The sequence below is a fragment of the Asaia sp. HumB genome (assembly GCF_030263835.1).
Taxonomy (GTDB): Bacteria; Pseudomonadota; Alphaproteobacteria; order Acetobacterales; family Acetobacteraceae; genus Asaia; species Asaia bogorensis.
The window spans coordinates 558,493-580,232 of the sequence record NZ_JARPML010000002.1 but is presented as its reverse complement, the minus strand read 5'-3'; the positions used below and the strand labels follow the sequence as shown (position 1 = coordinate 580,232).

Sequence of the window (21,740 nt, the reverse complement as noted above, 5' to 3'; positions counted from 1 at the left end):
ACAGCGGAGGTGCGAAACGGCATGATGAAGGGCAAGACCCGGCTTTCTGCCTCTCGCCCTCTGGCTGCCTTTCTGACAACCTCCACAAACCATCTCGCGCGTTATGCCATCACGCTCACGCCCGAGCAGCTGAGCCTGTACGAAGGCGCGCGAGCGGGCCTTGTCACGGCGCTCGCCCTGACCCCCTCCCTTTTCTTCGACCAACCCGTTCTCGCATGGATTGCCTTTGCCTGTTTTTGGGCCTGTCTGATCGATCCGGGCGGCCCTAATCGCGAGCGCTTTCAAGTTCTGGGCGGGTTCACGCTGGCCGGCACCCTTCTTGTGTTCGGGGTTTCCAGCCTGAGCCTGTTCGGTCCCTGGGCCACCGTGCCGCTTGTGGCGCTCATCGGTCTGGGTTGCGGTCTGGCGCGCATGTTTTCTCCGGCGGTCATGCAGCTTTGGGCGCTGGCCGGATGTGCCGCCGTTGCAGCCACCGGTTTTCCATCGCCTCCGCGTCAGGCGGCTGAGATTGCGGGTCTGTTCTTCGCGGGGGGTGCCCTGGCGACGCTGTTCTGCCTGGTGCTTTGGCGGCAGCAGCCTTATGCTCCGGCGCGTCGTAGCCTTTCGGCAACGTTCTATATTCTGGATCTGATGGCGCGCGAGTTGTCAGCCGGCCGCCTGCGTGAGGCCGTGCATCGTCAGGCGGCGCGAAACGCGATCGAACGTGCCCGAACCTTGCTGCTGATGCTCGATGCGCGTCATGGCAATATGCGCCTGCGCCGGCGTATGGAAGCGACACTCATGGCGGCCGAGCGCGTCTTTACCGCTCTATTGGCGCTGGAGCATCTCTCACAGAATGGGCCTTTATCACCTGAGCTGCGCGTCCTCCTCGGGCGGCTTGGTATGGCCTGCCACGAGTGCATGCGGCAGGTGGCGCGGCCTGAGCCCGATTTTCGTATTCTTGGGCAACTCGCACAGCGCCTCGACAGGGAGTCGCGCAACGGTGGTGTGGTGAACGCCATGCCTGTCATCGCCTGCGCCGCGGCTTTCCAGCAAATGATCGCCGCGTTTTCACGCCGCCATCGTGAGGAAGGTGAGGGACAATCCGGGCGCGGGCGCGCTTTGACTCCTTTGATATGGCGCCATGCACTTCGTCTTTCTCTGGCGCTTACCCTGACCCAGATCGTCTGTCTGTATGGCGGCGAAGGGTTTTCCTACTGGGCGCTGATCGCGGCACTGCTGGTCATGCAGCCAGCTGGCAACCTGACCATTGTGCGCAGCATGGAGCGTGTTGTGGGCAGCATCGGGGGCAGTCTGCTCGCGGCGCTTTGCGCTCTGATGCTGCCCGGCAAAATCCCCCTCCTGATCGCAGCGGTTTTTCTCTCTCTCGCTGCGATTGCGACCCGTGCTGTCAATTACACCATGCTGGTGTTCTTCCTGACCGGATTGGTGGTCGTTATTGCCGAGGCGCTGATGCCGGGAGGCGGCATCGTGTGGGCGCGCGTGCTGGACAATCTGATCGGCAGCGGGATCGCTCTGCTTTGCGTCCTGCTGCTCTGGCCCCAGCGCGGCGATTCCGACCGGGAGACGCTGGTCAGGCGTGCGATACTGGCCCATTGCCGTTATGCCAGCCTTGTTCTCTCGGGCGATACGGATCAGGGCCAGACCGACAAGGCGCAGCGTGAGGCCGGGATGACAACCATTGCTGCCGAGTTCTCTCGTGGGGGACTGCCTCTGTTCGGCGGGCTCGCGACGCAACTGCGCGATGGGGAGTCACGGGATGTGCAGGCCGTCCTGCGGGCGCTGCGTCGCCTGAGCGGCGAACTGACCCTCTATCGCTTCGATATGCAGAACGGGCTGCGAAGCCCTGACCTGCAGGAAGCGGAACGCTTCGAGCGGTGGGCGCAGGCGATCGCGTCTGAGGGAAAGTCCCGTGGCGTGAAGATCGTGCCGCAAGATGCCGAAAGGAAGGGCCCTCTCGCCATGCAGGAAGTACTCACTTGGCTCAATGACGAGACAGCTTTGATGCGGCTGGGGCAGAGGGCCGGGCTTCAGAACAAGGCGGCAGGAGATGCCGTGACTTGAGGCCGTCCCCACGTGCTCGGCAATAAGAGCAGCGAGAAATCAGATCAGGCAGAGTTCGGACAGGCTGCGTCTGAGCGCCGGGGGGAGGTTTTCGATCCCCGTCGCTGCGGGTGACGAGCCCAGATCGATGGGCGCGTCCTCGGGCTTCAGATAACGCCAGCCTTGGAATGGACGCATGGCGCGCGGCTGAACCGGAATGATCTCGTCAGTAACGAGGATATGGGTGCCTAACTGGCCATCAGGGCGCGTAAAGGGTCGGAACCCTATAATTGGCTGACGGCAGAGCACCAGCCCGCCCATCACCCGGAAAAGCGAGCCCTGCCCACTGATCTCATCGGCCTGTTTGGGCATTGTGCGCGTGCGTATGACACCGCACCCCTCGACACGCTCGCCGCGCTGCATCCAGGCGGCGAGTTCATCAAGGGTCGTGCAACCGACGACCAGTTTGATCATGTGCAGCAAGGATCAGTGCTTTCCCATGAAGCCCTGCGCCCAGCCGGCATAGAGCTTCTTGAAGCGATCGACATCGATAGTCTGTACGATGCTGACCTTGCGGACGCCCATTGCTTTGGGTGCCAGGGCATCAGGCCACACATAGGCGTGGCCATAGCCAATGCCCTTGCCGATCTCGACATCCATATAGGCATCCTGCTTCCTGGTAATGAGGGAGGGATCGGCCACGATGGCGCTCGTGACTTCATCCCACATGGCCAACGGGACATAGTAGCGCACGAGATAATCGGTGGCGGCCGAGCGATGATCTTTCGCAATGGCCTCGACCTCAGCCTTGCTGAGCACCACGTCATTGGAGACATTGGCAACAGAGGTGATATGGGCCCAGGGTGCGGTCAGGGTGATATGGGCGGCCTCGGGATCGAAAATCAGATTGAAATCCGATCCGTTATCCGCATTGCCGGTGACAGACATCATTGCTAGGTCAAGATAGCCGCCCATAAAGACAAGCTGCTTCGCCGTGCTCGCAAAGCTTGGATCCAGCCGAATGGCCAGTGCCAGATTGGTCATCGGGCCAGCTTCGATGATCGTCACCTCATGGGGGTGAGCATGGACCTGCTGGATCATGAACAGCGCAGCAGGGATGCCCTGAGGCTGAAGCGCGGGTTTGCCATCGGGGGTCGGGGCAACAGCGGGCTGCGTGTCAGGGGTCTTGTCCATAGACCCCATGCCACCCCACGCCCCTTTCCAGGGCAGGCTGCCATATTGCTGCTCGCGCAGGCGCGTGAGCGCCACTGTGTTGATCAGGGGTTGGGTTGCCCCGTCATAAACCGGCACATCACGATGCCCCGAAATTTCCAGAAAGCGGCGGATACGCGCGCTTTCGGCATTTTCCCAGTCATCGCCAGCCACGACCGTCAGGCCAAGAACCTTCAGTTTCGGGTTGTTCAGCAGGGGGATGACGGATTGGATGTTCGAGCCGCCCGGGCCCAGATAGTCATTATCGGCAATCACAAGCTCCGGACCGTTCCGGGTTTCGGCGGAGGCTGTGCCGATGGTGAGGGCGGCAAGCGCCAGACTGGCAAGGAAACAACGCATAAGCTGGTTTGACTCCGGAAAAGCGGGACGGTTCCCTGTGTCTCATACTGTGAGCAATAAAGTCTTAAGGGAAGGGGTGATGAACGTCATCTCGTGGCGTGCAGGGTGTTCATGCAGTCTGAATAATCACAAGGCTGAGGGGCGGTGACTCGCGGGTGATCAGAGGACCAGAGCACCCAGCAGGGCTTCGAGCCTCACACGACCTTCGTCCGTGGCAATGAGCCGGTTGTCCTGAAGGCTGAGATAATTCTCTTCCTGCGCCGCCTCGAAAATCATCGGGTCCACACACTCGGCCAGTTGGCGCCCTGTACGCTTTGCGAACCAGTCCAGATCGATCCCTTCGCGCAGGCGTAACCCCATCAGGAGCGCCTCGCGCCCGCGTTCCTCGGATGACAGAGGCGTTTCCTCGGTCGACCCGCTTCCTCGCTGTTCGACACGGTCTGCCCAGATTTCCGGAGCACGATGCCGCCGTGTGGCCAGAAGTGTGTCGTCCAGCGTCAGCCTGCCATGCGCTCCCGGCCCGATGCCGATATAATCCTGATAGCGCCAGTAGGTGAGGTTGTGACGGCTCTCGGCACCGGGGCGGGCATAATTCGAGATTTCGTAATCCCGCATTCTGAAAAGGCCTGCGATTTCGGCAGTCTTTTCATACAGGCGAGCGGCTTCATCTCCCTCAGGCAGGGTGAACCGCCCCTGTCGATAGAGCGCCTCGAACTTCGTGCCTTGTTCGATGGTGAGCTGATAGAGGGACAGGTGATCGGAGGCGAGGGCAAGGGCCTCGCGCAGCTCTGCCTCCCACGCGCCCAGGCTCTGGCCGGGGCGGGCATAGATCAGGTCGAAGGAAAGCCGCGGGAAGAGGGTGCGCGCTGTCTCCAGAGCCTGCACGGCCTGTCCAGCCGAATGTTCACGGCCCAGAAAACGCAGGGAGTCCTCGTTCAGACTCTGGATGCCGAGCGATATCCGATTGACCCCCGCCTGAGCAAAGCCGGCGAGTTTCTCGCGCTCCACACTGGTCGGATTGGCTTCGAGCGTGATTTCGAGATCAGGCGCGGCGTCGAAATGGTGCAGGGCATCCTGAATGATCAGGGCGACAGTTTCAGGGCGCATGAGCGACGGTGTGCCGCCACCGAAAAAGATCGAGCGCAGGCTGCGCCGCCCCGTGCGGGCAGCATCATGGGCGAGCTCCTGACGCAGCGCCGCTGTGAAGCGCTCATGCGGGATGACGTCGCGCACATGCGAGTTGAAGTCGCAATAGGGGCATTTGGCCAGACAGAAGGGCCAGTGCACATAGAGCGAGAGCGGCGGTGCTACGCTCAGATTGCGATCCTCACACCAAGCTCGACCACACGATCAGGCGGAATACGGAAGAATTCGGTGCTGGGCACAGCATTGCGTACCATCAGCAGGAACAGCCACATGCGCCAGATTGAAAGCTTGGGCAGGGTGGAGCGTACGACGAGCTCACGCGAGACGAAATACGACGCCTGGATGGCATCGAACTCAACCCCGGTCGCATTCAGTTCCTCCAGGGCCTTGGGCAGATTGGGCATTTCCATGAAGCCGTAGCGCACAATCACACGGTGAATATTCGGCGCCAGCTCCTGCACCATCGCACGATGGCCGCGCTCTGCTTCGGGCTGATCGAGGTTCTGCACCGTCACGAACAGAACGTGGTCGTGCAGCACCTTGTTATGCTTGAGATTGTGCAGGAGGCAGGTGGGGACGGTATCGGGATTGGCCGTCAGGAACACGGCCATGCCGGGCACCCTGACGGTGCGTGACTGCGGCAGACGCGCCAGAAAGGACGCCATGGGCAGTGAATCTGCCATCTGGCGGGTGCGGATCAGGCTGCGACCGCGCGCCCATGTGGTCATGAGAATGGTGGCAGAAACACCGATCGCCAGAGGCACCCAGCCGCCATCGGGGATCTTAAGCACATTCGCTGCAAAGAAGGTTCCATCGCTGAGCAGGAAGAACCCAAAGACGAGACCTGCCAGAGGAGCGCTCCAGTTGAACACGCGACGGAACACCACCATGGCCAGAACGGCCGTGCACATGAAGGTGCCTGTGACGGCAATGCCGTAAGCCGCTGCCAGAGCCGAGGAAGAGCGGAAGGAGAGAACGAGCAGGATCGACCCCAGGGCAAGCACCCAGTTGAACACGGGAAGATAGATCTGTGCCTCTTCCTCCGCGTTGGTGTGGGTGATGCGCATACGGGGCAGATAGCCCAGCTGGATAAGCTGGCGGCAGAGCGAGAAGCCACCGGAAATGCCGGCCTGGCTGGCAATCACGGTTGCCATGGTGGCAAGGAGCAGAAGCGGAATCTGGGCCCAGCCGGGGGCCAGATGGTAAAACGGATTTTGCAGCGCCGCCGGGTTGCGCAGAAGCAGGGCACCCTGACCCAGATAATTCAGCGTCAGGGACGGCAGGACGAAAAACAGCCACGCATAGCGGATGGGTGTCCGACCGAAATGCCCCATATCGGCATAAAGCGCCTCGGCACCTGTCACGGAGAGAACGACAGAGCCCAGGGCGATGAAGGCCAGCCATCCGTGATAGAGCACGAACTGCGCGGCGTAATAAGGCGACAGCGCCATCAGGATATGGGGCGTCTGGGCGATGGAATGGATGCCCATGACGGCCAGCGTCAGAAACCAGACCATCATGATCGGACCAAAGGCACGACCGATCTTGCCAGTGCCAAGTGCCTGCGCGCTGAACAGGGCGATCAGGATGATGATCGCCACCGGTATGATGATGTGGGAGGCTGATGGCACCGAGACCTCGATACCTTCAATGGCCGAGAGAACCGAAACCGCTGGGGTGATGATACCATCACCAAAGAAGAGGCAGGCCCCGCCAATACCTACAATGCCGAAGAACCAGCGATATTTCGGCGATTTGCAGACACGCTGTGCCAAAGACATGAGCGCGATGATACCGCCTTCGCCATCATGATCGGCACGCATGACGAGCATGACGTATTTGATGGTGACGACCAGCATGAGCGCCCAGAAAATCAGGCTCTCGATACCCATGATCTCCCAGCTTTCCGCCGGATGACGGATCGAGCCGACGATCTGGACAGAGGCCTGAAAGGCGTATAGCGGGCTGGTGCCGATATCGCCATAAACCACCCCCAGAACGCCCAGAAGACCGGCCAGACCGACAGGGGCTTTCTTGTGCAGGCCGTCATTCGCGCCGAACTCGCGGATGGAGCCCTGCCCGTCGGTTGCGTTTCTGACAACGGACCCTGGTTCTGCAGTGGTGGAACCTGGCTGTCCGGCAGGCCTGTCTGTCATTTCTGTTCCATCTCATGGCAAGCGCGAGGCAAGCACGGGGGCAAATACGATGCGTGATACACATAGATGTGAGCGATCACTGACATAAAGCCTGCCATACGATCATTCGTCCTGTCGCCGCAAGCATGGCGTGGCCGAAATCAGATGGTGGGACGGCTGCCGAAGATAGCGGTGCCAACGCGCACGAGTGTTGCGCCATGGGCGATGGCGGTTTCGAAATCGGCTGACATGCCCATGGAGCACTCTGCCAGACCATGAGCCTGCGCCAGCTGTGCAAGGTATGCGAAGTGGGGGGCTGGTGCCTCATCCTCGGGAGGGATGCACATCAGTCCCTTCACAGCGTTGCCAAAACGCGTCCGGCACAGCGTGATGAATGTATCGGCCTCCTCGCGCGGGATACCCGATTTCTGAGGCTCATCACCTGTGTTGACCTGCACGAACAGGTCAGGCAGGCGGCCAAGGCGGTCACCTGCCCGGGCGATCGCATCCGCCAGGCCAGGTCGATCGAGGGATTCAATGCAATCGGCCACGCGACATGCGTCCAGGGCCTTGTTGGTTTGCAGGCCACCGATGATGTGCAGGCGCAAATCAGGCCAGGTTTCGCGCAGGGCGGGGAACTTCTCTCTGGCTTCCTGCACGCGGTTTTCGCCGAACAGGCGTTGCCCGGCCTCAAGGGCCTGCTCGATGGCGGCAGCCGGATGAAACTTGCTGACGGCAACGAGTTGAACGCTTTCCCTTGGGCGCTGGGCTGTCAGGCAGGCGGCATCGATACGCGCACGAATCCGGTCGAGACGGGAGGAGAGCGTGTCGTTTGTCATGGCCATATCCGCAAGTTGTTGCTGTTAAGATGCACGAAGGGGTAGCGCGGCGCTTCGCGAAATGCCATTGGCAAGGCAATGTCCAAAGCACCTTCTCAGATTCCCGCCGATCCGACCCGCGATCTGGCCTTCGATATTGTCTGCGGTGTCGTCGAGCATCGACGTATGCTGGAGACGACGCTCGACCGCAGCCCGCTGACCGACCCAAGGGATCGTGCAAGCGCTCACCGGCTTGCGGCGACCGTGCTGCGGCATATGGGCAGCATGACCGAATTGCTGCAACCGCTCCTTCGTCGCGAGCCGCCGGCACCCGTGCGCTGTGCGTTGCTGATGGGCGTGGCCCAGCTGCGTCATCTCGAGACCCCCCCTCATGCTGCCGTGGGTACGATCGTCTCCCTGCTGCGTCGTCGTGGGCTGGCGCCCTTTGCCGGGCTTGCCAATGCCGTGCTGCGGCGTGTGGCGCGCGATGGTGACGAACTGGCCGAGGGCCTTGATGCCGATCGGCTTGATGTTCCGGCCTGGCTCTGGACGGCCTGGGGGCACCGGGCTCGCGATATTGCGGCCGGCCTGCATCGCGAGGCGCCGATCGATCTGACCCTGAAACCGGGCGCTGCGGCGCCGGAAGGCGGGGAGATGATGCCCAATGGCAGTGTTCGTTTCGCACCGGGGACGCGGGTGACGGAGCTTGAGGGCTTCGAGGAAGGCGCGTTCTGGGTTCAGGATGCGGCTGCCACCATGCCAGCGCGACTGCTGAATATCTCGCCGGGACAGAGCGTTGTCGATCTTTGCGCGGCACCGGGTGGCAAGACGGCCCAGCTGGCTGTGGCCGGGGCCAAGGTCTATGCAGTCGAACGCGAGGAAACCCGCGCCAGGCGCCTCAAGCAGAATCTCGAGCGCCTAAGGCTCGATGCCGAAGTGGTTGTCGCCGATGCCTTGCAATGGCAGCCAGAAGAGAAAGTTGACGCGGTTCTGCTCGATGCGCCGTGCTCTGCGACGGGAACATTGCGTCGTCATCCGGACGTCCTGTGGGTCAAGCGCCCGCGTGATGTGCTGGCGCTTGCAAAGGATCAGGATCGCCTGATCGATGCCGCTGGCGCCATGCTCAAGCCGGGCGGCATCCTGCTTTACGCCGTGTGCTCCCTTCAGGATGAGGAAGGTCCTCAGCGCGTGGCAGCAGCGGTCAAACGCGGCTGGGTGCTTGAGCCTTTTACGGCTGAAGAGCTCGCGACCATGCCCGAGGCACTCACAAAACAGGGAACATTCCGCACTCATCCCGGCATGTGGGCCGAGCAGGGCGGTATGGATGGCTTTTTCGCTGCAAGGCTGCGCAAGACGGCCTGAGAAGGTTTGTTCAGAGAGCGCCGCCCGATGGGGCCGTGCCTGATGAGCAGCCCGATACGGAACGATCGACACAGAGAGAAGGTAGAACGATGCCCCAGTTGAAAACGCCCCTGATTGCACCGAGCATTCTCAGCGCCGATTTTGCGCGCATGGGCGAGGAAGTCGAAGCCGTGGTGCGCGATGGGGCCGACTGGCTGCATCTGGATGTGATGGACGGGCATTTCGTGCCCAACATGACATTCGGCCCTGGCATGGTGGCAGCACTGCGCAATCGTACCGACAAGCCCTTTGACGTGCATCTGATGATCGAACCGGCCGATGCCTTCATTGAGGCCTTCGCCAAGGCCGGTGCGGACCATATTCATGTCCACGTGGAAAATAACCCGCATGTGCATCGCACGCTTCAGCATATTCGCGCCCTTGGCAAGAAGCCCGGCATTGCCATCTGCCCCGGCACGCCGCCCGAAGCGCTCGAATATCTGCTCGACCTCGTCGACATCATTCTGGTCATGACCGTCAATCCCGGTTTCGGGGGGCAGAAATTCCTTGAGAGCCAGGTGCCCAAGATCCGCAAGCTGCGCCAGATGGCCGATGCGACGGGGCGCGACATCCGTATTGGCGTCGATGGCGGCATTGATCTCGCGACAGCGCCTCTCGCGACGGGTGCCGGTGCGGATATGATGGTCGCAGGGACTTCCATCTATGGTCAGGATGATTATGCTGCAGCAATCAACTCTTTGAGACAGGTTGGCAGCCTGTCCTGATAACCTGATCTGGGGGAACATACCGGCATGCTCGGACGCTGGGCGCGTGAAGCTCGTCTTTCATTTGCCCGGCTTCCATCGAGTGTGCCGGGGCTTGCGCGTGCGCCAGACCGGCCTGTCCATGCCATAAGGGATATCTGGCCCGGTAACCCGGATCATGGTGCCCTGCTCGTTAGCGGCACGGCCCGATTCGAGGGGCGGTCCATACCCCTGCGTGTGACAGATTGGGAATATGCCGATGTTTCCCCGGCAACACGTGACTGGCTGCAAGGCTTTACCTGGTTGCGCGATCTGCGCGCACTTGGGAGCGACGAAGCCCGGCTCTATGCCCGTTCGATCGTCAGCAGCTGGCTCGATCAGCCGCCAATTGATCCCCTTGTGCTCAATGCTACGGCGACAGGTGCCCGTTTGGCCTCCTGGCTTGGCCATTTTGATTTCTTCGCGGCGTCTGCCAGTGAGGGGTTCAGGCAGAGATTGATGGATCGCCTCCTTGTAGAGGGGCGGCTGGTTTCCATCATGCTGCCTCTCGCAGAACAGGGGTGGCGCAATTTCACGGCGCTCAAGGGGCTGCTTTCCGTCGCAGTGGCCATACCTTCGCAAACTGGGTTTCTGCAGCGCTTTCATCGCTTCCTGGATCAGGAAATCGAGCGGCAGATTCTGCCTGATGGTACGCTGCGCGAGCGCAGTCCGCTGGCGCAGATGGAAGCGACGCGGGAACTGGCCGAGATCAGTGTGTTCATGCGCATGGCGCAGCTCTCTCCGTCGGAGTCCGTTCAGAACGCCCTCGCACGGCTCTGCCCCGTTTTGCGTGCGCTCAGGCACGGTGATGGTGGATTGGCCCTGTTTCATGGCAGCAAGGAACAGGATGATCGCCAGATAGACAGGATCATCCAGTATGGTGCGCGTCAGACGCTTCTGGCCTCAGCGATGCCGGATGGCGGGTTCTGGCGCATTGCGGCGGGCAAGGCCCTTCTTTTTGTCGATGGTGGTGCGCCCCCTCCGGTCAACTACGACCGCAATGCCCACGCGGCCCCGCTGTCTCTAGAGTTTTCGTTCGGTCGCCAGCGCCTTTTTGTGAATTGCGGTGGCGCTGCCGGCGGCTCTTGGAAGCATGCGCTGCGTCAGACCGCGGCTCATTCATCTCTCGTGGTCGAGAATACCTCATGCTGTGATATTGGGGCTGATGGCACGATCATTCGCCGTCCTGCCCATGTCACCCTGGCTCATCAAAGTCAGGACGGCGCCCATTGGGTCGATGCCCAGCATGATGGCTGGTATCCCGGTTTTGGTGTGCATTGGCGCCGGCGCCTCTATCTTGGCCCGACAGGGGAGGATCTGCGGGGCGAGGAATGTGTAGATGGCGAACGTCGCGTTGCCTTCGCCCTGCGCTTTCACCTGCATCCTTCCGTAACGGCCGAACTCGCGCCGGATGGCGATGAGGTGCTGATGCATGCAGGTGGCATGATCTGGCGTTTCCGCCAGGAAGGCGGGGCCCTGTCGCTGGAGAAGAGCGTTTATGCCGGTGGCGAGAAACCGGTTTCGGCCTTCCAGATTGTCGTGAGACCCGTCGCTCAGCCGGACCAGGTTCCACAGGATCAGGCTCTTCAGGCGGATGCGCAGCTCGATGGTCTCGCATCGGCAGGGCAGGCGTTACCAGTCGAGCAAGGGCAGGAATCTCCCGATGCACAGACGGCGCCCGACTCTGCTTCTTGTGAACACCTCTCTGGTGACGCGATCCCTGACGGAAACAACGCGCCCCCCGAGCGTGTCGTGCCGGTCGTTGAGGCGCTACCTTCCCGTCAGGTGCTTCAGTGGGTCATGGAGCGTGTCCCGGAATGAAAAAGAGGCGCTCGAAAGCCAACATCCCGCCAGGCAGCGGAACGGCATTGCGTATTCTCGAAATCACCAATGTCGATTTCGCCATGCGGCAGTTCATCCACCCGCTGATGCGGGCCTTGCGTGAAGCCGGACATGAGGTCGAGGGCGGCTGTGCCGAGGGGGATCATCTCGTCCCCGTTCGGGATGATGGTTTTGTCGTGCATGCCCTCCCCATGGCACGGTCCTACTCACCGGTTGCGCAATGGCGCGCGCTCAGAGCGATCATCCGGCTCATCAGGCACACCCGACCTGATCTTGTGCATGGTCATATGCCGATCAGCGGTTTTCTGGCGCGTATTGCCGCCTGGTGGTGCGATGTGCCGCTCATCGCTTATACCTGCCACGGTTATTTGTTCAACCAGCCGGGGTCCTGGCGGCGTCGGGTTCTGTCCTTCGTGATGGAGTGGCTGGCGGGACAAGTGACCGACCGCTACATGACCGTATCGCATGCCGAAGCGCGCGATGCCCGGAGGTTGCGTATCCACCCCTGGCCAAAAGCCGTCGGAAATGGTCGTGATCCGCAGCTCTACCGGCCTGATCAGACAATCCGGCGCGCGTATCGCGAGGCGCTTGGTCTGGATGACACGTCAATCGTGGTTATCGCAGTATCGCGCATCGTGCGCCACAAGGGGTATCCCGAATTATTGCGGGCGATGGAGGCCGTGCCTGGCGCTATACTCGTGATCGTGGGAGAGCGTCTTGCCTCTGATCATGGCGACAGCATGACCGCCGAGTTCGCCGCTGCCGCGTCCGTGCTTGGAAATCGTTTGCGCTTGCTGGGTTACCGCGAGGATACGTCAAGGCTGCTGGCTGCAGCGGATATTTTTGCACTGCCGAGCCATTTTGAAGGTCTCCCCATGTCGGTCATCGAGGCCATGCTGAGTGGTCTGCCAGTTGTGGCAACCGATATTCGCGGGCCCAATGAGCAGGTTGTGCATGGTGAAACCGGATTTCTGGTGCCGCCGGGTCTGGCGGCGCCCCTTGCCGATGTACTGAACCAGCTTGTGCGGGATCCGGCCTTGCGGACCGCCATGGGGCAGGCCGGGCGGGATCGAGCCACGCAGCTTTATGACGAGAAGAAGGTTCTGAGCCGTGTGGTGACGCTGCTGAGTTGATCAGAGCCAGCCATTCTGCCTTGCAATACGGCTCGCCTCGACACGGTTACGGGCACCTATCTTCTGGATGATATCTGAAAAGCAGTTACGCAACGTACCGGGCGAGAGCTCGAAGAATGTTGCGATCTGTTCGCTGGAGCGCCCGGATTCCACCAGGCGCAATATCGCGCGGTCGCGGGAATTCAGGGGATCATGTGCGGCGTCCCAGACCTGCTGCGCGAGACCAGGATCGATGGCGCGTCCTCCTCGCCCGACATTACGTAACGCGCCAGCCAGTTCGCTCAACGGCGCATCCTTGAGCAGATAACCCCGGACCCCGGCATTGAGTGCACGTTTCATATAGCCAGCGCGGGCGAAGGTCGTAACAATCACCACCACGGTTCGGGCTTTCTCAGCCTGAAGGGTTTCCGCCAGTTCGATGCCGCTCATTCCCGGCATTTCAATGTCGGTGAGGAGAATATCGGGGCGCTCCGACCGCGACAGGGTCAGGGCTTCAAGCCCATTGGCTGCCTTGCCCACGATTTCGAAATCGGATTCCATCGACAAAAGCGCCGCGAAGGCATCGCGCAGCATGACCTGATCTTCGGCAAGAACGAGGCGCAGCTTCTGCCTCATGACAGGTCTCCAAGCGTGATGATGAGGGTCAGGCCGTCTGGTCGCGGGGTCAAGTCAAGTCGTCCATCGATCTCGGCCAGGCGGCGACGCATTCCGCTTATACCATTCCCTTCTCGGAATGATAACAAAATATTGCTGTCATGGCGGGGCCTGGTCTGATCACGGACCATAAGCTCGAACACCGCCGTCGCGCGTTGCTGGAATGCGATATGACAGGTCGCGGCGTTGGCGTGGCGCAGGATATTGGTCAGCGCCTCACGCAGGGCAAAGGCGAGGACCGCCTCGGCGTATGCGGGCATCAGCCCCGGTTCGCCCGATGACTCCGTGGATATTCCTGCGTCATTCAATGCGGCGACACCAGAGGCGAGTTCATCCCGCAGAGAGGTCACGCGCATATCCGATACGACCTGACGCGTTTCAGCCAGAGCGTTGCGCGCTCGCTGACCAATCTCGTCCAGTTCATCCTGCGCCTTGCTGGTGTCGTGCGGCAGATGACGATGGGCAAGTTCGGATTTCAGCGCGATGATCGTCAGAGATTGACCGAGTGTATCGTGGAGGTCACGTGCGAGACGTTCTCGCTCTGCGATGAGGGTGAGGGAGCGTATCTCCTCCTGCGCCGCGGCAAGCGCCTCGTTTCTCTGGTGCAGATCCATCGACAGCACCATGGTGGCGAAAGTACCGATGGCGACAATGATCGTGATCAGACATCCAATGAGATCCTCATAGGCGAGCCATGTCAGCGATGCACAGACGCACAATATGACGGCGAGCATCGTGAGACCGAGGCGCCGGTTCGTGATGGCACCGCATGTCGCTGCGGCCGAGATGAAGAATACCCCCCAATAGCCGTGGAACGGTATGAGAAGGATACCTATGAAGGCATAGATCAGGGCTCTGACTGCAATCGGCACGGCAAGTCGACCTGGCAGAAAAGGTAGCGCCAGAAATACGGCTGCCCCCGCGATGAAAGCGACGATTCCTGCCAAACTTCCGCCACGCGTGAGCCAGGGAAGGGGAAAGAGAAGCAGGTAGATGCCCGAGATACTGCGGCGAAAGGCGATGCGGGAACGGGGGCCGAGGGTGATAGGCATGACAGGGCCTTGGTCTGACGCAGGGAGGGAAGATATGGAATCAGGCGATGGTACGGATTGGGGCCTCGGCTTCAGGGGAGCCTATCAGCCTGCTGCGCATAAGCCGACATAACGCACCCACCCAGCAGGCACTGGCTGTCCCGAGCCCGGCGACGACACTGTGAAGCGGCTGATTCAGGAAGAGAGAGGCCGCAGTTACGAAGAGAATGCCAACTCCTGTAAAGATATGCACAGGCTCATGCATGGCACGTCCCAGAGGCAGGTAGGAGGCGCCGATAACGAGGCCTGCGACAACAAGCATCAGGTCAGGCCGATGGACGGCCGACAGAACCATACCTGCCGCAACGAGGAGAACGACTCGCGCCCGGCGCGTGCGGCGAGCCAGTTGATGATCGTGAACGATCTCGGGGTCATGATGTGTGATGTCTCTTCTGAGGAACCCCCAAGCCAGCGGCAGGGAGATTGAGACTGTGATGATCAGTCCATGAGACGGGGCAATTCCAAGGGCGGCAAGACCTCTCATACTCCAGAGCGCGGCAAACAGCAGTCCGGTGAGATCGGTCAGGGCGTAACGCCAAGGTCTTTGAGCGGGAGTGGTGGGCATGATGCATTCTCTCACTGTCGGGATATCGAACCTGAGGATCGCAAGGCTCTGACCTGTGCGACAGTGTGCAGCGTCATGCGGGAGAGATGACCTGAGATGATAACGGCTTCATGTTGGTCAGAAGGGGTCAACTCCCAACAATCGGGCGGTGCGAGCGGTGGGCTGATTGCGTGTCGGGGCGATGATGTCCGATTTCATAAATAATATGTTGATATACAAGTAAAAACTTAACATAAAACCAGAATAGATGTTGTTGACTATATAACTATTTTTCGGGGTCCAGAAATGACGTCCATAATTGTCTTCGATAGTGATGATATCGTCGTTCATTTCAACGAAGGTCGTTCCGATTACGTTCTTGTAACGTTCATGGGCATTGGACATGAGGCTAATGCCACGGCATCTTATTTTGGTAAGCCGATCGTCGAGCGCGAGAACATCTCATGTATTGGTATCACAAATAAGGTCAGAAACTGGTACACTTCGCAGAATATGCATACGGCTCTGCGGCTTATCTGTAGTCTGATCAAGGAGAGATACCGCAGCGTCATTACGATAGGTCTTTCAGCCGGGGCCTATGCCGCTATAAAATATTCACGAATTCTTGGTGCTAGACGCACTTTGGCTTTGGGGCCGCAACTGACGATCGATGATCGGGAGGGGAATGTTCTGCCTGAATGGGCGGCGCTATGCACACCATCCATGAGAGGTATGGGCATCAAACCGCAGGATCTGCACGGTACGATCTTCACCCTATTCGATCGCCGTCACGTCGATGATCACGCGACCGTACAGCATCTTCTTGATTATGTGGATCAGGGCGCTCAAGCCGAGATCGTTCCGATCAACGTGCCGAGCGCCGGGCATATCGTCTATGAGAGCCTGAAGGGCAGCGCCAACCTGGTTGCGTTGATCGCTATGTTAAACGAGCAGGATGCGACCATGTCCTGTGCCCGGAATCTAAGGATCGCAACGTCCCGGTTTCGCCGATCCAACACAACGAACCTGTATAACAAGATCCAGAGCGGATACCGGAAATTTCCAAAGCTCGTCTATGATATATTATCCAGCGAGAGGTTCTGCCGCGATTTCCGGTATGATGATATCCTGCGCGACGAGACGCTTCTATTCAGGGTCTGTGCTGCGCTGAATGAGAAAGGCTATGTGCCGCAGTCACGTGCTCTATTGCGGGGGTTGATCGATTACTATGCATCGGGTGAATTCTCACCTGGTGGCGATGACCACGTCATTGTAGGGATGCCCGTCATGCTCGATCATCGTGGCCGGACATTGGGGTACTCATCACGCGAACGGCGTTTTACGAGCTCCAACATAGTCTGGATGGAAGGCGATGCGATTCCCGTCAGCCTCACCCATATCAACAGGGTCGCCTACCCCAGCATTTCGCTTTTCGGTAGGCGTTTTTTTCTCGATCTTGATGGCCATGATATACGGGCGTCTGTATCGCCGGGGCGTATTCACGCACAGTGCCGGGGAACAACCTGTGGCATCAGAAACCACGAAGAACGCTATCTGACCGTCGTGGGCGACCGTGAAATGGTGTGGTCCGCCCACCAGCTATCCTATGAAACGTTTTCCGTGGTCACGGTCTGATTGTCTGCTGACAGGAAACCACGTTCTTTTTGGGGGGGCTGCCCTAACGCGGGTGAGCGCAAGGAGCAGTGCTTACCCCGAGCATCTATGGGCGAACATGCAAATTGAAACGCTGCGGCAGGAAAACTCCTCAGGACGCATGGACGTCCTGAGAGCGGTGGTCAGACGATACGCAGCAGCAGATGACGCTTCTTGCCAGAGGAGAGCTTGAGCACCCCTTCTACAAGATCGTCCGGACCGATTACCCGGTTCTCGTCCTGAATGGGCTGATCGTTCAGCCTTGCGCCGCCTCCCCTGATCAGACGGCGCGCTTCGCTGTTTGTCGCTACCAGCCCCGACTCGCCGAACAGACGGAACGCCGGAATACCAGCTTCGAGTTCTGCGCGCGGCAGGTCGCGCGAGGGCAGATCGGCGGCAACGGCACCGGCCTCGAAAGTCTGCCGTGCGGTCTCGGCGGCAGCTTGCGCAGCGTCGCGGCCGTGGCAGATGGCCGTGGCTTCGGTGGCAAGGATTTTCTTCGCCTCGTTGATCTCGGCCCCTTCAAGCGCACCGAGACGATCACATTCCTCAACGGGGAGATCCGTGAAGAACTTCAGGAAGCGACCAACATCGGCATCTTCCGTGTTGCGCCAGAACTGCCAGTATTCAAAGACCGGCAGTTTTTTAGCGCTCACCCAGGTGGCACCCTTGGCCGATTTGCCCATTTTCACACCGGATGATGTCGTCACCAGCGGTGTCGTCAGGCCAAAGACCTGCTTGCCATCCGTGCGACGCGCCAGATCGATGCCGGCAACGATATTGCCCCACTGGTCGGAGCCGCCCATCTGGAGCACGGCCCCAAAGCGCCGGTTCAGTTCACGAAAATCATAGGATTGCAGGATGGAATAGTTGAACTCGAGGAACGTCAGGCCCTGCTCGCGGTCCAGGCGCTGCTTGACGCTCTCGAACGACAGCATGCGGCTGATCGAGAAATGTACGCCGACATCCTGCAGCAATTCGATATAGGACAGGCGATCGAGCCAGTCGGCATTATTGACCAGCATGGCGTCGCTCGATCCGGTGCCGAAATTCAGGAACTGGCGCAGGCTGATCTCGATGCCGGACAGATTATGCGTCAGCTTTTCCGGGCTCATCAGCGCTCTTGCCTCGTCGCGGAACGAGGGATCGCCGATCTTGGCTGTGCCGCCGCCCATGAGGGCAATCGGGCGATGGCCGTGCTTCTGCATCAGGCGCAGCATCATGATGGAGAGGGCATTGCCCACATGCAGCGAATCTGCGGTTGGGTCGAAGCCGATATAGCCTGCCACCGGGCCTTTGCTCATCGCTTCATCAAGGGCGGCAAGGTCGGTGCACTGGAAAATATAGCCCCGAGCCTGAGCCTCTTTCAGGAAAGGACTTTTCAGCGCGTGCTCTGCCATATCGGGTCATCCATCAGAATAGGGTCAAGGCTGGGGGTCCTAGCATGAAACCGCCCGGAAGCCGACCGGGCAAGCAGAGCTGCCCCCGAAAAAAGTAAATCGCCAATAAAAAAGGCGGGGTATGCCCCGCCTTTTCAACAGACCCGATGCCTTTCAGGCGTCAGTCGGCAGCGATAGCCAGAACGCGACGATTGCGCATGACAGTCACATGGTCTTCGAGCGCGTGGGCGACCTTGTCGGCCTCACTGGCAAAGATGTGGTTGGCGCCCTCGAATACGCGGTAATCAACCTCGACATTCTTCTGCGTGTTCAGCTTGTCGACCAGCTTGCGAATGCCCGGCTCCGGGGCCATGTCATCCTTGTCACCAGCGATCATCAGGCCACCGCAGGGGCAGGGGGCCAGAAAGCCGAAATCATAGTCATTGGCGGGCGGTGCCACGCTGATCCAGCCGCTGATTTCAGGGCGGCGCATCAGAAGCTGCATGCCCACGAACGCACCAAAGGAATAGCCGGCAATCCACAACTCGCTTGAGTTCGGGTTGACCATCTGCATCCAGTCCAGCGCGGCTGCGGCGTCTGAAATTTCTCCGATACCGCCATCATAGCGGCCTTGCGAACGCCCCACGCCACGCGAATTGTAACGCATGACGGAAAAACCCATTTTCTCGAACGACCGGTACATTGTGTAGGTAATGCGGTTGTTCATGGTCCCGCCATGAAGCGGGTGCGGATGCAGAACCAGAGCGAGCGGCGCATTGGGCTCGTCAGAATGGTGGTAACGACCCTCCAACCGGCCATCAGGGCCGGCGAACATGACTTCTGGCATCAAAATGCTTCCGAATTATGCCCCTGTCTGAGGGCGTGCCCTGCAGGGGAAATGTGTTTTTTATGGGAGATGAGGCTATGCCTGAAGACCCGGAGGCTTGTTGCTCCAGACCTGTTCAGGGACAGGTCATGATGACTGACGCGGATCTCTCAGCGAAGCGGCACCGTGGCGACACGTACCGAAGGGAAGGCTGGTCGGGCGTGAAAACCATGTAGGGATTCGGCAGGCGTTGAAACGCGCATGGACTAGCTCCTCAACGGTAAGGGAATATCAGGCGGATATTCCCTGAAGCGGCGCGGGCCCCGTGGGAGGGATTTCTCTCTCAGGGGCAGATCACCACGCCATCATTGGCGCAGTGTATAACGATGCTGACAGGTAAAATTCCACAGAAATCGTCATAACACGCCATTTCCCTTTCATGCGCTTTTGACTTGCACTCGGCGAGCGCAAGCCAATCTATAGAAAGATGACCGTTTATCTTGATGCCAATGCTACTGACGTTTTGCGTGATGAAGCCAGATTGGCGATGCTTGAGGCACTGTCGCTTGAGGGCAATCCCTCCTCGGTGCATGGGCCGGGACGCGCTGCGCGCCGGGTCCTCGAAGAGGCTCGAGACCGCATGGGTCGCTATTGCGGCGTAGGGCCAGAGCAGGTCGTTTTCACCTCGGGCGGGACCGAGGCAAACATGCTGGCCATACACGCCCTGACGCAGGGCGATGGCCTGCCCGGCGGGACGACGCGGCGGCTGCTGATTGGTGCGACGGAGCATGACGCCGTAAGAATGGCGCGTCCTGATGCCGTGATCCTGCCCGTGCTGGCAGATGGGACACTCTGCCTCGACGCGCTTGAAAAGACGCTTGCTGATGGCGCGCCGGCGCTCGTCTGCTGCATGGCCGCCAATAACGAGACAGGAATTATTCATCCGACGCAGGAAATCGCTGCGCTCTGCGCACGCCACGGGGCTCTGCTCCATGTCGATGCGGTGCAGGTGGCAGGGCGTATGGCGTTACCCCTTGGTTCGGTCACAAGCCTTGCACTGTCCGGGCACAAGGCGGGTGGCATCATGGGGGCGGGCGCCTTGATTCTGGGGGCCGAGGGACACATCACCCCGCTGATCAGGGGCGGCGGCCAGGAGCGTGGCAGGCGCGGAGGCACTCCGCCACTCCCCGCAATCCTCGGCATGATGGCCGCGCTTGAAGCATCCCGCCAACAGGACTGGTGCGAGATTGCGAGGCTTCGTGACAAGGTGGATGAGACGGCGCTCGCCTGCGGTGCACGTGTAACCGGAGATCGCAAGGCACCGCGCCTGCCTAATACGACCTCGCTGATCCTGTGGGGTGTGCCGGCTCAGACGCAACTCATGATGCTGGACCTGCAGGGCTTTGCCGTTTCAACAGGGTCGGCCTGCTCCTCCGGCAAGGTATCGGCCTCGCATGTCCTTCAGGCCATGGGGCTGGGTGAGGCGGCTGCCAATGCCATCCGAGTCTCATTGCCCTGGAACATCACCGAGGAGCAGATTGACCGTTTTATCGAGGCCTATACGTCCATGGCGCTTCGTCTGGGGGCCAAGGCAGCGTGATCTATCTCGATAATCAGGCAACGACGCGTTGTGATCCCGAGGTCGTGGCGGCCATGCTGCCCTGGTTCAGCGAGCATTATGGCAATCCACATAGCGAAGGCCATGCAGCAGGTGAGGCGGCAGCCCATGCCGTTGAAGAGGCACGCACTGCCATTGCGGCGCTGATCGGGGCGCAGTCACGCGAGATTATCTTTACCTCAGGTGCCACCGAGGCAAATAATCTGGCGATCAAGGGCGCAGCCCGGTTTCTGGCCCGCCAGAACAGTCCGAAGCGTCGCATCATTACTGTTGCGACAGAGCATAAATGCGTTCTGGAGTCGGTGCGCGATCTGGCAGCGGAAGGGTTCGAGCCCGTCATCTTGCCTGTCGGACCCGACGGCTTGCTGGCGCCTGAAACCTTGGCCGCTGCGCTGTCGCAACCGACGGCTCTGGTCAGTGTCATGACAGTCAATAATGAGACAGGCATCATTCAGGATATCCCACGCCTGTCTGCCATAGCCCGTGAGGCAGGTGCGCTGTTCCACACCGATGCCGCACAAGCCGCTGGCAAGGTGGCGCTTGATTGCGGTCTGGTCGACCTGATGTCGCTTTCGGCCCACAAACTCTATGGGCCCAAAGGCATCGGGGCGCTTTATGTGCGCCATCGTCCGAGGGCGCGCCTTCTTCCCCTGTTCTCCGGGGGCGGGCAGGAACGGGGATTGCGCTCGGGCACCTTGCCGACACCACTGATCGCCGGATTTGGAAAGGCGGCAACGCTCGCGAAGGCGCTGATACCGCAGGAGCAACAGCGCCTTGCCGGTCTACGCGATCAGCTTCTGGCGGGGCTTGAGGAGATCTTTCCCGGGGTGCGCATCAACGGTGCTTTGTCGCCTCGGGTCAGTAGCGCTCTCAATCTCATCTTCCCCGAAGGGGTCGAGGCGAGGGCTCTGATGGCGGCGCTCCCTGATGTGGCCTTGTCCACCGGATCAGCCTGTACCTCGGCTGATGTCACGCCTTCCTATGTTCTGACAGCAATGGGGCTCGAAGCAAAAGACGCGGCACGATGCTTGCGTCTGTCGGTCGGACGCTTTACCTCCACGCCCGAGATCGTGCAGGCGCTGGGATATTTCCGTCAGGCAGCCTGCGAAGTCTATCGCACCTCGTAACGAAGAAGCAGGGTA

Annotated in this window: 18 protein-coding genes; 8 read left to right on the top strand and 10 right to left on the bottom strand. The window is 60.2% G+C overall.

Translation table 11 applies throughout. The features are described 5' to 3' along the window. The first annotated feature begins 21 nt into the window (after nt 1-21). The gene (locus tag P5689_RS03930) at nt 22-2,064 is read left to right on the top strand and encodes an FUSC family protein (RefSeq protein WP_285532163.1); all 2,043 of its coding nucleotides are present in this window, start codon (nt 22-24) and stop codon (nt 2,062-2,064) included. Between the two features lie 39 nt (nt 2,065-2,103). On the opposite strand, the gene P5689_RS03925 is transcribed toward P5689_RS03930, so the two are convergent. The 5 genes from P5689_RS03925 to P5689_RS03905 all read right to left on the bottom strand — a co-directional run bounded on the left by P5689_RS03925 (nt 2,104) and on the right by P5689_RS03905 (nt 7,741). Further along, nucleotides 2,104-2,526 carry a DUF1489 family protein gene (locus tag P5689_RS03925; protein WP_023979583.1) on the bottom strand — a complete coding sequence of 141 codons (423 nt, stop codon included), beginning with the start codon at nt 2,524-2,526 and terminating at the stop codon, nt 2,104-2,106. A gap of 3 nt (nt 2,527-2,529) precedes the next feature. Then, complete coding sequence (locus P5689_RS03920; protein ID WP_023979584.1) at nt 2,530-3,615, bottom strand: nucleoside hydrolase; 1,086 nt, start codon at nt 3,613-3,615, stop codon at nt 2,530-2,532. A gap of 159 nt (nt 3,616-3,774) precedes the next feature. Continuing rightward, entirely contained in the window at nt 3,775-4,932 is a 1,158-nt protein-coding gene (gene hemW, locus P5689_RS03915; protein WP_285533824.1) for a radical SAM family heme chaperone HemW, read from the bottom strand. Next, nucleotides 4,929-6,917, bottom strand: a complete 1,989-nt coding sequence (locus P5689_RS03910) for a potassium transporter Kup (RefSeq protein ID WP_023979586.1) — start codon at nt 6,915-6,917, stop codon at nt 4,929-4,931. The genes hemW and P5689_RS03910 overlap by 4 nt, the downstream gene beginning before the upstream one ends. A gap of 140 nt (nt 6,918-7,057) precedes the next feature. Next, a complete protein-coding gene (locus tag P5689_RS03905) occupies nt 7,058-7,741 on the bottom strand; it encodes a YggS family pyridoxal phosphate-dependent enzyme (protein WP_023979587.1) in 684 nt (227 codons plus the stop codon). A 72-nt stretch (nt 7,742-7,813) separates the two neighbouring features. Here P5689_RS03905 and P5689_RS03900 point away from each other — a divergent pair, with 72 nt between their 5' ends. From P5689_RS03900 to P5689_RS03885, 4 genes are all read left to right on the top strand, one after another. Continuing rightward, nucleotides 7,814-9,076, top strand: coding sequence for an RsmB/NOP family class I SAM-dependent RNA methyltransferase (locus P5689_RS03900; protein WP_023979588.1), 1,263 nt, complete (start codon nt 7,814-7,816; stop codon nt 9,074-9,076). Nucleotides 9,077-9,165: 89 nt separating this feature from the next. Next, the gene (rpe, locus tag P5689_RS03895; RefSeq protein WP_023979589.1) at nt 9,166-9,840 is read left to right on the top strand and encodes a ribulose-phosphate 3-epimerase; all 675 of its coding nucleotides are present in this window, start codon (nt 9,166-9,168) and stop codon (nt 9,838-9,840) included. 27 nt (nt 9,841-9,867) lie between these two features. Beyond that, nucleotides 9,868-11,679, top strand: a complete 1,812-nt coding sequence (locus P5689_RS03890; protein WP_285532162.1) for a heparinase II/III family protein — start codon at nt 9,868-9,870, stop codon at nt 11,677-11,679. Between the two features lie 47 nt (nt 11,680-11,726). Further along, entirely contained in the window at nt 11,727-12,833 is a 1,107-nt protein-coding gene (locus tag P5689_RS03885; protein ID WP_285533823.1) for a glycosyltransferase family 4 protein, read from the top strand. Here the strand turns inward: P5689_RS03885 and P5689_RS03880 are convergent, their stop codons facing one another. Genes P5689_RS03880 through P5689_RS03870 form a run of 3 tightly spaced genes read right to left on the bottom strand, consistent with a single transcriptional unit; the run spans nt 12,834 to nt 15,143 of the window. After that, nucleotides 12,834-13,448 carry a response regulator transcription factor gene (locus P5689_RS03880; protein WP_031241364.1) on the bottom strand — a complete coding sequence of 205 codons (615 nt, stop codon included), beginning with the start codon at nt 13,446-13,448 and terminating at the stop codon, nt 12,834-12,836. Next, complete coding sequence (locus tag P5689_RS03875; RefSeq protein WP_285532161.1) at nt 13,445-14,539, bottom strand: histidine kinase; 1,095 nt, start codon at nt 14,537-14,539, stop codon at nt 13,445-13,447. Before P5689_RS03875 ends, P5689_RS03880 begins: the two co-directional genes overlap by 4 nt. A 40-nt stretch (nt 14,540-14,579) precedes the next feature. Next, entirely contained in the window at nt 14,580-15,143 is a 564-nt protein-coding gene (locus P5689_RS03870; RefSeq protein ID WP_285532160.1) for a hypothetical protein, read from the bottom strand. Between the two features lie 285 nt (nt 15,144-15,428). On the opposite strand from P5689_RS03870, the gene P5689_RS03865 reads away from it, so the two are divergent. Next, complete coding sequence (locus P5689_RS03865) at nt 15,429-16,757, top strand: hypothetical protein (RefSeq protein ID WP_285532159.1); 1,329 nt, start codon at nt 15,429-15,431, stop codon at nt 16,755-16,757. A gap of 161 nt (nt 16,758-16,918) precedes the next feature. Here the strand turns inward: P5689_RS03865 and tyrS are convergent, their stop codons facing one another. Together tyrS and P5689_RS03855 are read right to left on the bottom strand one after the other, a co-directional pair. Continuing rightward, entirely contained in the window at nt 16,919-18,175 is a 1,257-nt protein-coding gene (gene tyrS, locus P5689_RS03860) for a tyrosine--tRNA ligase (RefSeq protein ID WP_285532158.1), read from the bottom strand. Nucleotides 18,176-18,335: 160 nt separating this feature from the next. Continuing rightward, nucleotides 18,336-19,001 carry an alpha/beta hydrolase gene (locus P5689_RS03855; RefSeq protein WP_023979597.1) on the bottom strand — a complete coding sequence of 222 codons (666 nt, stop codon included), beginning with the start codon at nt 18,999-19,001 and terminating at the stop codon, nt 18,336-18,338. A gap of 466 nt (nt 19,002-19,467) precedes the next feature. Here P5689_RS03855 and P5689_RS03850 point away from each other — a divergent pair, with 466 nt between their 5' ends. Then, nucleotides 19,468-20,580, top strand: coding sequence for an aminotransferase class V-fold PLP-dependent enzyme (locus P5689_RS03850; RefSeq protein ID WP_285532157.1), 1,113 nt, complete (start codon nt 19,468-19,470; stop codon nt 20,578-20,580). Beyond that, entirely contained in the window at nt 20,577-21,725 is a 1,149-nt protein-coding gene (locus P5689_RS03845; RefSeq protein ID WP_285532156.1) for a cysteine desulfurase family protein, read from the top strand. Before P5689_RS03850 ends, P5689_RS03845 begins: the two co-directional genes overlap by 4 nt. Nucleotides 21,726-21,740 lie beyond the last annotated feature (15 nt).

What these genes read in the sequence shown, in the direction of transcription:
- P5689_RS03930 (WP_285532163.1), top strand. Translation starts at nt 22, where the DNA reads ATGATGAAGGGCAAGACCCGGCTTTCTGCCTCTCGCCCTCTGGCTGCC.
- P5689_RS03920 (WP_023979584.1), bottom strand. Translation starts at nt 3,615, where the DNA reads ATGCGTTGTTTCCTTGCCAGTCTGGCGCTTGCCGCCCTCACCATCGGC.
- P5689_RS03910 (WP_023979586.1), bottom strand. Translation starts at nt 6,917, where the DNA reads ATGACAGACAGGCCTGCCGGACAGCCAGGTTCCACCACTGCAGAACCA.
- P5689_RS03905 (WP_023979587.1), bottom strand. Translation starts at nt 7,741, where the DNA reads ATGGCCATGACAAACGACACGCTCTCCTCCCGTCTCGACCGGATTCGT.
- P5689_RS03900 (WP_023979588.1), top strand. Translation starts at nt 7,814, where the DNA reads ATGTCCAAAGCACCTTCTCAGATTCCCGCCGATCCGACCCGCGATCTG.
- rpe (WP_023979589.1), top strand. Translation starts at nt 9,166, where the DNA reads ATGCCCCAGTTGAAAACGCCCCTGATTGCACCGAGCATTCTCAGCGCC.
- P5689_RS03890 (WP_285532162.1), top strand. Translation starts at nt 9,868, where the DNA reads ATGCTCGGACGCTGGGCGCGTGAAGCTCGTCTTTCATTTGCCCGGCTT.
- P5689_RS03880 (WP_031241364.1), bottom strand. Translation starts at nt 13,448, where the DNA reads ATGAGGCAGAAGCTGCGCCTCGTTCTTGCCGAAGATCAGGTCATGCTG.
- P5689_RS03875 (WP_285532161.1), bottom strand. Translation starts at nt 14,539, where the DNA reads ATGCCTATCACCCTCGGCCCCCGTTCCCGCATCGCCTTTCGCCGCAGT.
- P5689_RS03870 (WP_285532160.1), bottom strand. Translation starts at nt 15,143, where the DNA reads ATGCCCACCACTCCCGCTCAAAGACCTTGGCGTTACGCCCTGACCGAT.
- P5689_RS03865 (WP_285532159.1), top strand. Translation starts at nt 15,429, where the DNA reads ATGACGTCCATAATTGTCTTCGATAGTGATGATATCGTCGTTCATTTC.
- tyrS (WP_285532158.1), bottom strand. Translation starts at nt 18,175, where the DNA reads ATGGCAGAGCACGCGCTGAAAAGTCCTTTCCTGAAAGAGGCTCAGGCT.
- P5689_RS03855 (WP_023979597.1), bottom strand. Translation starts at nt 19,001, where the DNA reads ATGCCAGAAGTCATGTTCGCCGGCCCTGATGGCCGGTTGGAGGGTCGT.
- P5689_RS03850 (WP_285532157.1), top strand. Translation starts at nt 19,468, where the DNA reads ATGACCGTTTATCTTGATGCCAATGCTACTGACGTTTTGCGTGATGAA.